The 14,110-nt window shown below is 38.5% G+C and carries 12 protein-coding genes; 6 read left to right on the top strand and 6 right to left on the bottom strand.

The window, feature by feature from the left end; genetic code table 11:
• Positions 1–6 precede the first annotated feature (6 nt).
• The 3 genes from omp85 to ND812_RS05525 all read right to left on the bottom strand — a co-directional run bounded on the left by omp85 (position 7) and on the right by ND812_RS05525 (position 3,522).
• The gene (gene omp85 / locus ND812_RS05535; RefSeq protein ID WP_265374622.1) at positions 7–1,494 is read right to left on the bottom strand and encodes an Omp85 family outer membrane protein; all 1,488 of its coding nucleotides are present in this window, start codon (positions 1,492–1,494) and stop codon (positions 7–9) included.
• Positions 1,495–1,566: 72 nt separating this feature from the next.
• Entirely contained in the window at positions 1,567–2,076 is a 510-nt protein-coding gene (locus tag ND812_RS05530) for an acyl-CoA carboxylase biotin carboxyl carrier protein subunit (protein WP_265374621.1), read from the bottom strand.
• A gap of 9 nt (positions 2,077–2,085) precedes the next feature.
• Entirely contained in the window at positions 2,086–3,522 is a 1,437-nt protein-coding gene (locus ND812_RS05525; protein WP_265374620.1) for an acetyl-CoA carboxylase biotin carboxylase subunit, read from the bottom strand.
• A gap of 94 nt (positions 3,523–3,616) precedes the next feature.
• Between ND812_RS05525 and ND812_RS05520 the strand changes: the two genes are divergently transcribed.
• The gene (locus ND812_RS05520; protein WP_265374619.1) at positions 3,617–5,614 is read left to right on the top strand and encodes an LTA synthase family protein; all 1,998 of its coding nucleotides are present in this window, start codon (positions 3,617–3,619) and stop codon (positions 5,612–5,614) included.
• Here ND812_RS05520 and ND812_RS05515 read toward each other — a convergent pair.
• Positions 5,594–5,908: a 7(1) septoil knot domain-containing protein gene (locus ND812_RS05515; protein WP_265374618.1), complete on the bottom strand. Its 315-nt coding sequence runs from the start codon at positions 5,906–5,908 to the stop codon at positions 5,594–5,596. The two genes, ND812_RS05520 and ND812_RS05515, sit on opposite strands and share 21 nt — an antisense overlap.
• A 64-nt stretch (positions 5,909–5,972) precedes the next feature.
• On the opposite strand from ND812_RS05515, the gene ND812_RS05510 reads away from it, so the two are divergent.
• Complete coding sequence (locus tag ND812_RS05510) at positions 5,973–8,327, top strand: dual specificity protein phosphatase family protein (RefSeq protein ID WP_265374617.1); 2,355 nt, start codon at positions 5,973–5,975, stop codon at positions 8,325–8,327.
• Here ND812_RS05510 and ND812_RS05505 read toward each other — a convergent pair.
• Together ND812_RS05505 and ND812_RS05500 are read right to left on the bottom strand one after the other, a co-directional pair.
• On the bottom strand, positions 8,324–9,127 hold the full coding sequence (locus ND812_RS05505; protein WP_407658459.1) for a lysophospholipid acyltransferase family protein: 804 nt from the start codon (positions 9,125–9,127) through the stop codon (positions 8,324–8,326). The genes ND812_RS05510 and ND812_RS05505 overlap by 4 nt on opposite strands.
• 97 nt (positions 9,128–9,224) lie before the next feature.
• A complete protein-coding gene (locus ND812_RS05500; protein WP_265374616.1) occupies positions 9,225–10,328 on the bottom strand; it encodes an LIC11274 family protein in 1,104 nt (367 codons plus the stop codon).
• A gap of 151 nt (positions 10,329–10,479) precedes the next feature.
• Between ND812_RS05500 and ND812_RS05495 the strand changes: the two genes are divergently transcribed.
• The 4 genes from ND812_RS05495 to ND812_RS05480 are packed head-to-tail and all read left to right on the top strand — an operon-like array spanning position 10,480 to position 14,074.
• Complete coding sequence (locus tag ND812_RS05495; protein ID WP_108959933.1) at positions 10,480–11,358, top strand: DUF2225 domain-containing protein; 879 nt, start codon at positions 10,480–10,482, stop codon at positions 11,356–11,358.
• 4 nt (positions 11,359–11,362) lie between these two features.
• Positions 11,363–12,157, top strand: a complete 795-nt coding sequence (truA, locus tag ND812_RS05490) for a tRNA pseudouridine(38-40) synthase TruA (protein ID WP_265374615.1) — start codon at positions 11,363–11,365, stop codon at positions 12,155–12,157.
• On the top strand, positions 12,129–12,767 hold the full coding sequence (locus tag ND812_RS05485) for a hypothetical protein (protein WP_265374614.1): 639 nt from the start codon (positions 12,129–12,131) through the stop codon (positions 12,765–12,767). Before truA ends, ND812_RS05485 begins: the two co-directional genes overlap by 29 nt.
• Positions 12,767–14,074 carry an LIC11270 family surface protein gene (locus ND812_RS05480; protein WP_265374613.1) on the top strand — a complete coding sequence of 436 codons (1,308 nt, stop codon included), beginning with the start codon at positions 12,767–12,769 and terminating at the stop codon, positions 14,072–14,074. Before ND812_RS05485 ends, ND812_RS05480 begins: the two co-directional genes overlap by 1 nt.
• Positions 14,075–14,110 lie beyond the last annotated feature (36 nt).

Here is a 14,110-nt window from a genome sequence, read left to right as displayed (position 1 = left end):
TGCTCCCTAAAATATGTGGTTAAAGTTAATAAAGGTCTGTCTATCTTCATTTGAAATTGCATAATCAAGGTAGATAACTGTTGCTTGGTTCCAAGGAATTCTTAGACCAATACCTCTTGAATGTTTGTAGTTCTTTAAGTTAGCATCTGAAGTTCGATCCCAAACTCGCCCTACGTCATAAAATGGAACTAATTGGAAATCAAAGTGTTGTCCACCAAATTCAGCTTCCGCAAATTTCCATCTAATCTCAAAGTTTGCGTACGCCATAGTTTGGCCAACAAAACGATCTTGTTTGTAACCACGAATGGTAGTTCTACCACCAAGACCAGATTGGTTCACTTCCGTTCCCCACATGTTACGGTATTCGTAAAAAGGTGCGTCTCCATTTGTTTGAATCATCGCACCACGTGCAGCTAATACAAATTTCTCTAGAAGCTCAGGTGGTTTATTCGTAAACCAAGTAACTGGACTTAGGAAAATACGACCGGAAACTAAGTTTTTGTTAAACTCGTAATTAGATCCAATCGCTTTTGTGGAACGTTCGTGAGTGTATTCTAAAAACAATCCTCTATTTGGATCTGGTTCAAAATCTCGTGTGTCATAAACAATACCAGCACGAATCGTATTGACATAACCACCATTGATCCCGCGAATTTTACCATCTTTGTCATCACGAGTCAGTTTTGTTTCCCCTTGTGGAGTTGTGATGGTTCGATCGATGTCTAAAAGCCCAAGGATTCCGTCAGCAGGCCCAAGGTATGCGTTGTTATTTGTACCATCATACCTTCGTATGATTTGTTTTGATAAACGCACTCCTGTTACTGCTCTAAGTGTTCCGCCAAAGAACGAGTATTCACCTGATGTACTGAAGTTAGGATTCTCAATGTCATAACGGTTGTATTTATTATCACTGACAATTGGAGATTCACCAACTCCAGCATCCCCTGGCCTTCTGTAACTAAGATTGTCTTCGTAATCGGCAAAAGGTGCATTCCTTCGGATCCTTCCACTGGGATCGTTTCTTTCTAAATAAGAAAGAGGTTGTAGTGTACTTTGTCCAATACCAAAATATAGGGAATTGGGATTTCTATCATACACTAAATCTGCACGTAACCGCCATTTGGTGTCAAAGATAAACGGTGCATCCAAACTTAACTGGTGGTATGGTGCATTCTTGGTCGTATTAAAATACTGAGCAAAAACTCTCACGCGGTAAGGTGTGTATTCAAACATAGGGGAAGTTCGACTTCCATTGTAAAAATACAAAACACGTGCACCGTAACCAATCCCTACGTTTGGATCGGAATTGATAAGAGGGAGTCCAGTGAAGTAACCCCCTTCTTTTTTATTCTTAAAATCACGCTCACTCAATCTCTTCTTTTCAGAGATTTCGAACGGAAGGTCGGTTCGAGGTGCTCTCTCCTGTGCAAAAACACTCGATACCATGGAAAAAAATAACAGAAGTATAAAACTTCTCAAAATAGAATTGTACATTCTCTACCTATTCGCCAAAGAAACTGCCTTATGGTGGGAAATTTGCAAAATATGTCAAATAGATTCGAAAATTTATGTTTTTTCCACTTCGATTCTGTGTAAAATTAGCAGTACCTCATCCTGTTGAACAAGTTCCCCTTGTTGTTTTCGGATTTCTTCTACGCGGCAAGGGTATGGGGCTTTGATGGCATTTTCCATTTTCATGGCTTCCAAAATTAACAGTGTTTCCCCTAAACCGTGTTCGCTTCCAACTGCAGTAGAGATTTGCACTACTTTACCTGGCATAGGGCTTTTGATCTCAGGGGAAGTTTGGCCTGCGACTTCATAGGAACGTTCTGCTAATTTTGCATTCCAAGTTTCCCCTTTCCAGTGAAAAAATATTTCACTACGTGTCTTCAGAAATCTAAGTAAGGAACCATCTTTCATTTGGACAGTGACCAAATTTTGGTCTTTGGGTTTCAATCCTTCAATCAGTGAATCAGTATCAATGGTAAAGGTCTGGTTTTCCAAACGTACACGAATGCGATTACCACTAACATGTACAGACGTTGGTTTCGATTTTGTTTCAAATAAAAAGTCCATACTGCTACCTTATGCCATCCAAGGATCAACGTTTTGTTTTGATGAGAAAAAAAGACCCGCTAACGCAAGTTTGAGTTCTTCTTTTGTATTCTCTTTTAATAATTCCACTTCATGGTCTGCAATATAATGAGTAGAAACCTTACCTTGGAAAAATTCCTTTGTTGATACCAATTTTTGCAAAAACTGCAAATTAGTTTTTGGGCCAAAGACAATTGTTTCAGACAAACATTCTACCAATCGCTGAATGGCTGTTTCACGATCTTCTCCCCATACAATTAGTTTTGCGATCATGGGGTCATAATACATTGTAATTTCGGATCCCGTCACCACTCCTGAATCGATCCTTAAGTCTTCTCTTGTGGGAAAGGACAAATGATGGATTTTCCCGATGGAAGGTAAAAAACCTTCTTTTGGATCTTCGGCATAAATTCGCACTTCGACCGCATGTCCTTTCTGAGGAGGAGTTTGGAGGATCGGAAGTGGTTCTCCTTGGCAAACGCGAATTTGCCATTCTACTAAATCAAGTCCCGTTGTCATTTCTGAGACAGGGTGTTCCACTTGTAACCGAGTGTTCATTTCTAAAAAATAAAACTCACCACTCTCACCTAATATGAATTCGACGGTTCCAGCACCTTCATATTGAACAGCTTTGCCAGCCATGACAGCTGCCTCTGCCATTTTTGATTTTAGAGAGGACGGAAAATTGGGAGCTGGTGTTTCTTCCACAACCTTTTGGTGTCTTCTTTGTAACGAACAATCCCTTTCGTGAAGGTGGATGATGTTTCCTTGGGTATCACCAAAAATTTGGAATTCAACGTGCCTTGGATTCACAATGTATTTTTCTAATAAGATACGATCATCACCAAAAGCCGACATTGCTTCTCGTTTGGCAGATAAAATTCCTGATTCTAAATCATCAGGTGAATTGATACGGCGCATACCCTTTCCACCACCACCAGCACTCGCCTTTGCCATGACAGGGTATCCAATATTATCCGCTTCTTTTTTGAAGATAGACATCTCTTGGGATTGGCCTTCATAACCTGGCACAACAGGAACTCCACTTTTAGCAACTAATATGCGTGAGCCGATCTTATCACCCATGGCTTCAATGGAGTGAGGTTTTGGACCAATGAATCGAATCCCGTTTTGTTCTAATTTTTTAGCAAAGTCCGTATTTTCGGATAAAAATCCATAACCAGGATGGACTGCATCTGCGCCTGTTGCCAAACAAGCTTCGATCACTTTGTCCACATTTAAGTAAGAAGAACGTGCATCTGTTCCACCTAAAGGATAGGCTTCGTCTGCGCTTAAAACGAACAAACTTTGAGAATCGGGATCAGAATAAACAGCTACTGTTTTGATCCCCATTTTTTTTGCAGTGCGTATGACTCGTACAGCAATTTCACCACGATTGGCGATGAGTATTTTTTGGATCGGCTTCATGTGAGTAGGATCAAAACTAAAGAATAGCGAAAATAAATCAACAGAAAGATCGTAAGTGAATTGACCATCCTAATCATTCACAAATTCTTTTTTTATGCTGAAGTTGTTTTTCAAACCTAGATTTTCAGACCGTATTTTTTTAACATATGTAGGCTTTGGATTTTTAACTCTTTTCCTTCATCGAATTCTATTTTTTTATGTATATTCCTACCGTTTAGAAAAAATCGATTTTCTCTTAATTTTCAAAGCATTCCTAATTGGCTTCCGATTCGACCTTGTGACAGTCTCCATCGTGTTAGTTGGATTTTATCTTTTATCGATTTGGGACTATGCTTCAAAGTTTAGGTTTTATAAAAATCTGTGGCTTGTAACACCACTCTTCCTTTATCCAATTGGAGTATTACATCTTTTTTCTGATTTATTATATTTTGAAAATGCAAATAAACACATTGGTTATGAGGCCATTGTATTTTTGGGAGATTTAGATGTGTTGGTTACTTCTGCCTTTACGGAAGCTCCCTTCAAAATTTTATCGTTTCTATTCTTCATAGGTGCTTATGTATATGGAATTCGGTTTTGGTTTCTTAAAAACAAAATTGGTTACCAAAGCAATGAACCTGAACCTAAACGTGATTCAATTTCAAAGTGGGTCATTTGGCTTTTATTCTTTTTTATCGGCTTACGTGGTGGCCCACAAGAATCACCTCTAAGGGCTAGTGAAGCAATCATTTCTGATGATGCTCTCATCAATCAAATTGCATTAAATGGAATTTATACCACCATCAATGATTTTAAAAGCCAATCCATTCCCAAACATCTCAAATTGAGCGAAGCAGAAATGCTTTCGATTGTAAAAGAGGAGGTTCAGTTTGAAGGTTCTGAATTTGTGAATGATCCAAACTTTCCATTATTAAGAAAACTAAATGAAACTCCTGGGAAAAAACCAAGCAATGTAGTATTAGTGATCCAAGAATCTTGGACAGGTAAATTTGTTTGGCCAATGTCGGATGGTATATTTTTAGGAAAGGAAGTCACACCGTATTACAATCAATTGGCGAAAAAAGGGCATAGTTTTAAACGTTTTTATGCCAATGGGGGACGAACAAGTAATGCGTTATTGTCTGTTTTAACAAGTATCCCCGACAGACCAGGACTTACAGCCATTCGAACACCACAAATCCTAAGTAACTTTTCTGCTTTAGGAAATATTTTCTCAGAATTAGGTTACGAAACTAGTTTTATCACTGGTGATGATTTGAAGTTTGATAGTTTGGTAACAATATTACCACATTTTGGATTTAAAACATTAATCGGCAAAGAAGACTTTCGTAAAGAAGGGTACAAAATTGGTGCATGGGGGTATGATGATGAACATCTTTATACCAAAGCATTGGAAACAATGGATGCATATGAAAAAAGAAATAAACCTTTTGTGATGACGATCCTTACCATGACAACCCATTATCCTTATAAAGTCCCAGATAAAAAATATGAAATTTTTGATTCGAGTGTTACAGATTATGATTATTTGAATACCTATCACTATTCTGATGCTGCGTTAGAAGTTTTTATGAAGGAAATACAGAAACGAAAATACTTTGAGGATACCTTATTCGTATTTGTTGGCGACCATACCCACCATCGGTATTTATCTTATTTTGAGGATCGAATGGTACCATTCCTATTATATGCACCAAAGTACATTAAACCAAGGTTAGATGACAGGATATCTTCCCAACTAGATGTATTACCTACAATATTAGGTGCCATTGGTAAAAAAACGTATTTTGCTGGATTTGGCAAAAATTTACTCGCGCCCAATGTAAAATCAGGGAGTACTTATTTTGCTTATGGAAGTGCTTGTGGTTGGATCGATGAAGAAAAGATCCTTTACCAAAGTGTTGATGGAGACACACAATTTATATTCCAAATGGTGCCTCCTTATGCAGAAGATCCAGTCTGTAACCCAAACCGAACTAATTGTACGGCACAAACCTTAAAAGCAAAAGCCTTTTTTAATTTGTCTTTGGAGTTAATGAATCGGAATTCAATTTATCCATTGGAAGGGAGTTTACGGTACACCAGGAAATGAATCTACATACTTCACTTTAAAGTCTGGAAAACTGGTTACAATTTGGACTTTAAAATCAGGAAAGGATGTAACTTCTTGCCACTGACCGCAGTCGGAAGGAAAACTAGTTACCTTTTTCACGTTGAGGTCTGGAAATGAATCTACCACTTGCACCTTAAAGTCAGGGAAACTTGTCACAAACTGAACTTTCCCTGCTAATTTTTTTCCTTTGAATGTACAATCAGATCCAACTTCACCTGCAGTCATTCCAAAAGTCATCACAACACCTAGTAAAAATACCAAAACAAGTTTCATAGTCCCTCCAAAATTTAAGAAATAAATTCTCGATTTATTTTTACGGATGTCAATCCTTTTGTTCATGAATTCAGAATCGGCAATTTTATTTACCCAATGTTTACAAAATGATTTCACATCTCTTTTGGATAAATACGATCCACTTCCCAATTCATTACATGTTGGTTATGCAGAAGCCAATCGATTATTAGGTGAAATGGTTGAAGACGGTCCTGTTTTTTCCCTCATGGACTGGGCATACGAATCAAATCCAAAACAACTAAAGATCATCCATATTCGAGATTGGCATGACCCAAACGCCAAACCACAAGAAGACCATCTAACCCAATTTGGATACCATTGTCTAAAAGATACAAAAGGAGCCGAATTTGTATTTCAAAATTGGATTGAATCTGATCCCAATCGCGCAGAGATCATCAATGCTTCTGGATTAAATGACTTTGTAGATACGAATTTAGAATCCGTTTTACGACCTTACAAAGGGAAACCATTAAAAGTGGGGATCACAGGTGTTTGGACAGAAGCCAAAGTTACCTTTTTATGTTATGACTTAAAAACAAGATACCCAGAATTTGAAATTGCAGTTTGTTCAGCCCTCACTGCAAGTTCCTCTTTATCAATGCATTTTATCGCATTAGACCAAATCAAACAAATATTAGGTGTGAAAGTGTATTCTTCCATTGGTGCGTTTACTGAATTTTTAACGGGTGAACAGCCAAATTTACAAAAACGAATCTCAACCAATGCAAGAATCTCAAGTGATAAACTAAAATTGGATCCTAAATATCCGATTTCAGATTTAGACAAACAAATCCTACTCTACTTATTCCGTGATTGTAAAGATGTTGAATTCAAAACATTGGATGGTGGTTTTTCAGGCAATGTTGTTTTGAAATCCAAATCCATAGATCATTTAGGCCATGCCCAAGTGCCTTGTGTTGTCAAAATTGGAAATCGTGATTTGATTGCAAAAGAAAGAACTTCCTTTGAAAGGATCCAAGAAGTTTTAGGAAATAATGCTCCTTCCATTGTCGATTTTTGTGAATTAAATGATCGTGGGGCAATCAAATACCGTTATGCTGCCATGTTAGATGGAAACGTAAGGACATTCCAAAAACTTTATGGATTGATGCCGAATGGCACTGGCCTTGATCGAATCATTGACATTGTATTTGGCGAACAACTTGGACGTTTGTTTGAAGCGACTTCCACTGAAAAACTAAATTTACTCGAATATTATGATTTCCAATCTAAGTATGCAAAATCAGTTCGAACGAGAGTAGAATCTTTATTAGGTGGTCCACAGACAACTGATACTATTTCTATATTCCCAGGTTATGAAGTCACCAATCCATGTTCCTTTTATGAGAAGGACCTATCTTCACTTAAAGAATACAATGCAATCACACATAATACATCTTATGTCCATGGAGACCTAAATGGAGCGAACATCATCATCGATGCCCAAGACAATGTTTGGATGATTGATTTTTTCCATACTCACCGAGGGCATATTCTCAGAGATTTATTAAAATTAGAGAACGATGTATTGTATATTTTTTGTAAAATCGAATCTGAATCTGAATGGAAAGAAGCCGTTGTCCTTACTAATATTTTACATAACCAAGAAGACTTAGGAATTCCACTTCCCTTCGATCCACCGAAAGAACTTTCCAATGAAAAACTTCGTAAAGCCTACCGAGTGATCGCCAAACTAAGATCTTATTATCCAAAACTTGTCAAACTAGACAGAGACCCATACCAAATGCATGTTGGTGCATTACGGTATGCGATGCACACTCTCTCCTTCGATGAATGTAATGATTTGCAAAAAAAATGGGCTTTGTATGTGGGCGGACAACTTATCAATAAAATCAAATCGTATATCCAAAAATCAAAGGTATTACGGATTGATTATTTAAAACCTATCAAGAATCAAAACGAAATCATTACCAAAATCGGTCTTACCATTTTACCAGGAAGAAAAGACCGAGGTAGAGTATTGTTAGATGATTTACACACCATTAAAGAAGAAGGTGTCACACACATCCTTAGCCTCATCACGGAACAAGAATACAATCAATACGGAGTGAATGAGCTAAAAACTGAAATTCCAAATTACGGAATTGAACAAAAACAAGTTTCCATCTTAGATCAAAAGGTTCCTAGTATGGAACAAATGAAGGAGATTGTGAATTGGATGGATACGATCCTCTCCAAAGATCAGAAAGTATTAATCCATTGTGTTGGTGGTCTTGGGCGTTCTGGAACCGTAGCGAGTGCTTATTTAATTTGGAAATATAAAATGGATTCTGATTCAGCGATCCAGAAGGTAAGAGAATCGAGAAGTGAACGTGCAGTTGAATCACACGAACAAATCCGATTCCTAAAAGAGTGGGAAAATTTTTATAAGGATTAAGTGGATCGAAGTTTATTTCGTTCCGCTTCTAACATTCCATCTAACTCAAGTTTTTTGGAATGCATTAATTGATAAAGATGATTCTGGAATTCTTCCCAGCTGGAAAAATCATTTGGATGATGAATGCCAAGTCCCAAATATCCGACCACATTTCCTTTTTGGTATTCTTGGTATGTGGTAACACCTGATTTAATTGCTACAAAGACCGGAATTTTTTGGTCAAAAGCAATTTTCACCATTCCCTTTTTTAAAGGTTGGATTTCCTCACTGTATGTGTTTTTCCCTTCGGGATAAACGATATAGGAAGTTGTTTTTAATCCCTCGATTAGATTTTTAACAGAGACTGCAATCGACATTGCTTTTGAGTTATCAAATACTTGTGAACCCATGGCAGTCATCCACCAGTAGGCAAACCATGCTTTTTTAATGACTTGGTTTGCTAAAAATGGTTTTCTGATCACATAACAATCATAAGGAAAATCCATTTCGTTCACGTGATTCAAAAAAATCATATGTCCTTTTTCAGGAACAGTAAATTGATTGAAGACTAAAACGTTTGTTTTAGTAATTTTTTTGACATCTTCGGCCCAAATTTTTGTGCCTTCTAAAAATTCCTTAATTCGCTTTTCTTTGTTCCCTGAGATTGCATGATAAAGACCACGAATTAGGTATGGACTCGCTTTCCCGAATACCAACAGAGTGATTCGTAAGTATACTTTCATCACCAAACGCCCGTAGTGAACGCTTAGTCCGTGTAAGTTTTTTTCAATTAAGTTGTCTACAACTGGAATTTTCGCCATAGCAACAATTAGACAAAAGAGTGGTTTCTATGGATATAAAAAAGCCCAAGAAATTTCTTGGGCTAATGCATTCGGAAACAGTGTTAGATATTGTTTCTTATTGTTGCGGAGTGGTAGTGCTTCCTTGGGCTGGTTTTGCAGGCACATTCAGAGCTTTTTTACGTTCTTGGTCGTATTTCATGAACACCATATTATTGGAATCCAAATCATAAACACGTCCTCTTACATCTGCATGGTCCACACGGTATTCTTCCGGAACTCTTACATCAAACATCGCTTGGAGTCTGTTGTCATACTTAACATAAGGGTTTTTAGAAAAATCATAAGTTACTCCATCAATTTTAACTGGTTGGCCTTCTACAGTTGCACCAGTTTCATCTTTGGATGCTTCTGTTTTTGCCTGTGAGTTATTGAGGTAGTAGTTATCATAAGGGTATTTTAATTTATAGATATTGATGGCATTGGCTTTCGAATCACGAGCCAAATTGATCGCACCAAAATACAAATCAATACGATACTTTCTATGTGTAGGTTGGAGTTTTTGGTGTTTCTCAAGATTTTTTTCCACCTTTAACGCATTGGCTCTCGCTTCTTTCGCAAGTCCTAAGTGTTTGTAACCAAGCTCCATATTTTTTTCAATGTCGTACTTATTGTAACTATAGTGTGCTTCTTTTGGGTCGTACATCCTTCTTTGGTAAGGTGCTTCACGCGGAAGGTCCATTACGTCTTGGCGGAAGTAAGATCCTTTTCCATACTCTATGGAAATATCAAGGAGTGCCTTGTCCATTGGGTTGTTTGGATTTTTGCGTTCCATAGCCGTTTTCATCATTTCTTCTGCACGGAGGATGTACAACTGGGAAAGTTCTTCTGTCATTTTTTCAATTCCCAATTGGCATTCTAGGAACCTTTGGTAAGCAGAGGAAAAATTACCTTCAAAATGGTATTGTAACCCTTCTTGGTAAATACGTTTGGCTTCTAGGTATTTTTTCATACGGAAGCCTTCTTTCCCTTCTGGAGCATTGAGCTCTGTTGGTTTTCCTTCCGCATCTTCACCACGAAAGTTTTTGACGATTGGCTCAAGCTCACGGAGGTAAGTCAAAAGCTCGATACGTTTTTGATAGGATTTACTCGAGACTGATTCTGCAAACATAGGTGCTTGCATCACGAGACTCATCATGAGAATAAGAAGGGATTGTTTCATTGCTCTGCCATTCATTCCGTTTCCGTACTTTCCTTCGTTAGAAGAATCTTACAAGTAATTTCAGGGTGTCCCCTGTGAGTATTATCGGAGATTTATGATATTGGATTGACAGATTGTATTTTAAAATTGAGCCTTTTCCTAGATTTTTCCTATGTCCCAAGCCGCCGCCCAGTCAAAAAAAGTATCTTTTCGTGCCAAAGAGTCTACAGCTTGCCCGATTTGTGATGAAAATCACCAAAAGGAGCAGATGTTCCAGGGGGGTGGACGACTCATCGCTGGGAAATTAGCCCAAGATTTACGTCGTTTGTATGAAAAAAATAGAAAATTTGGTCGTGTGAGTCCACTGGATTATGTCATGACCGTCTGTCCACGTTGTCTGTATTCTTCCTTTCCTAAAGATTGGAATGCACTAAACCCAGCAGACAACGAAGCCATTCGAATGGCAACTGATGCTCGCCGAAGTTATATCGAAAAAATCCTTGGGCCACTTGATTTTACTCAGGACCGCCAAATCGTGTTAGGTGCTGCTTCCTATTTACTCGGAATGGATTGTTACCAATTACGAGGTGTGAGTGTTGCCCCCACTCCCAAAAAAGCAGTTTGTGCGATTCGAGCTGCTTGGTACTTCTCTGACCTACATGATGAATTTCCAAATTTAGGATATGACAAAATCAGAGACTTACTCTACCAAAAAGCAGCAGTAATTTACGGATATACATTAGAACTTATGCAGAATGGAAACGAACCCGTTGACCAAGCTGCAGGTATGCTTGGACCTGATACCGATAACAACTGGGGATTCGATGGTGTCATTTATCTAAATGCATTCCTAACAAAAAAATTCAAAGACCAAATGGCTCCCAAACCAGAGGACCAGGTTTTACTTCTATCACGTGCTAAACGAACACTTGCTAGGTTGTATGGATCAGGAAAGGCAAGTAAAGGAAAACCAGGCCCAATTGTAGAAATGACACGCGAATTGTACGACGAATACAACGCTATCCTCGAAGCAATGGGAGGCGAGAAGTAAGGGTTTGCCCAATTACGCACTTCTTGTCGAATATGATGGCACCCATTTTTTTGGGTGGCAAAAACAAAAAGACCTACCTACTGTCCAGTTTTCGATCGAATCTGCACTTGAGATCATCTTAAGAAGGAATCCCGCTTCACGTCTGTCAGTTGCAGGAAGAACGGATACAGGTGTACACGGGCTTGGAATGGTTTGTAATTTTAAAACAGAATTTCCAATTCCCAATTTTCACAAATTATTAGTCTCACTCAATGCGTTAACGCCGAAAGGTGTTTCGATTAAAAATGTTGTCGAAGTTCCACCCGAATTCCATGCAAGGTTCAGTTGTACAGGTCGAGAGTATATTTATAAATTATACTATAGTAAATATGAAAGTAGTTTCATAGAAGGCCGAGCGTTTTGGGTGAAACACCATATCGATTGGGAATTGGTACAAAAACAATTAGATGTCTTAGTGGGAGAAAAAGATTTCCGATCCTTGGCAAAAGCAAAATCGATGTCGGGTAAACGATCCATCCGCGAGATTTTGGCCATCAATTTGGAACAATTGGCTCCTGATTGGTACCAAATCCGGATCCGGGCCAACGGATTTATGCACAATATGGTGCGAATCACAGTTGGAACTTTACTGGACATCGGAAAGGGACGTTGGGAATCTAGATCCATAGACTCCATATTGGAAGAAAAGAACCGTTCGCGAGCTGGGGTCACTCTCCCGCCGGATGGACTCTATTTTGTCCGTGCGTATTACGAAGATCATCCGGAAATTCATGAATTGTACAAAATCACTCTTCCTTAGTATCCTTTTATCACTCACTCTTTTTTCTGGACTCCTTTCCGCTCAAACCCTTGAAGAGTACAACAAACGCCGGTATGAGATCGGTGGTTGGGTGGGAGCGGCAAACCCAATGCCAGGAACCCCTACTGTCCGGGTCCTAGAAACGACACTTGGTGGTGGATTTTATGCAAGAATGCCATGGCCATGGATCTTTTATACCGAAGTCGGTGGTTCTTATGCCGTATTTTTATCCAGATCGGAACGAGCTCTCACGGCGATGCCCTTATATGCTGCCTTAGCCTATAAAATCCCACTCGAACTTCCCATTCAATTTTTTCTAAAAGGTGGTGGTGGTTCCTCGTATGTTGTGGCGCGTCCAGCCGATACCGCTCGTTGGAACCCTACCGCCTTTGCTGGGTTAGAAGCCAGTTTTATTGCTGGTCGTAGAATTCGAATTGGGGTACGATTGGATTATTATAAGATTTTTGAAACCCAAATGGACATCCCTAATCAATACCGTTACCCATTAGCAAGCCCATATGATGATCCACGTTTGCAAAACCCTGCGAATTACACCTTACAAAACGTTGATTTTTTCTATTTTGGTCTAACAGTAGGAGTATTGTTCTGATGAAATCTAAATTCCTGCATACTTGTTTTATGATAGTTTTGCTTTCCATACTGATGGACTGCAAAACCAAAATAGATTTAGGTGATGAAACCAAACTTCCCGTTATTTCAACTCTCTTCAATAATAGAATGTTACTCCTCCTGAAAGGTACGTATGCTACAGACAATCCACTCGATTGGAGTGAATTGAACAACGGTACGGGAGATTTGTATGTTGACTCCCAAGGAGAAGGTCTCGATCCAACGATGACTTTAACCAGTTTACCAAAAGCCGGTAGTTTACCCATCTTTTTGGACATAGGGGAAGTTAGAATATCCAGTAAGTATCTAAAAGGGTTAAATGAGTTAACACAAATTAGAGATACAGTGGATTCAAATAAATTTTGGGATTACATTGCCCCAAACCGACAAGTTTTTTGTACCGTTACTTACTCATTTGATAACAATACCTGTACAGAAAGTAACGGTATTTTGAAAGCAAATGATTTTTTCAATGGGATCGGTGCCCAATTCCCATCAAATGATCCTTCATCCGAAACTCTTAGTTGGGAACAAGCATATTCATCTGGCCAACCATGGTTAGGTAGAGAATACTACTATGCTGCAATTTATTTCAGATCACTGGTGACTGGTTATGCGTTAGATGCTGAAATACCAGTTAGAGGTAGATTTGACAATAGAACAATTGTGAATGGTCTAAATATCGTTCCGAGAAATAATTACGTTGCTGGTACAACCACTGCTGAAAAAAGTAATATCGTACCAAAATTATTCCCTGCATTATACACGCAATTGCCAACTCAATCAGTTCAGTCAGATATGAGGATTCGTGACGGATTTGATCCTTACATTCTAGAAGTCAGAATCAACTTAAAAGAAAATTTGATGTTACATTCATATACTTCAAGTCGGGCGACAACAGTCACTTATGTAGGAGTGAGCGATATATTTGCCGATCACAAAGGTGAAGGTGATGCAGGTGGAAATATATTGACTCGTGCTCGGGTCATTTACCCTGAAGTTGCTTCTAGTATAATCATTACTGGAGGTGGGAATTCTCTTTTACATTATTATGGGATTTTCCGTTTCCAGGAAACAGAATACATCAATGTGCTGCCTCTTGCGGCAACACCTGCAAAACAAAATGCAAAAATCAAATACTTAAATCCTGGAACCTATAAAGTAGTTTGTTTGGGCGATTTGTCAAAAAGAGACGGATATCCTGATACGGTTGTAAGGGAAACTGCTTTCACAATCCCTGATTATCCGTTCCGACAAACGTATGAAGTTGCATTGTCCTGCCCTTAGGAAAAAAATAGTTTCTAACTTCAATTTTACTTTTTC

The organism is Leptospira limi, assembly GCF_026151395.1.
In the GTDB taxonomy this organism is placed as follows: domain Bacteria; phylum Spirochaetota; class Leptospiria; order Leptospirales; family Leptospiraceae; genus Leptospira_A; species Leptospira_A limi.
This window is presented reverse-complemented; position numbering and strand designations above follow the sequence as displayed.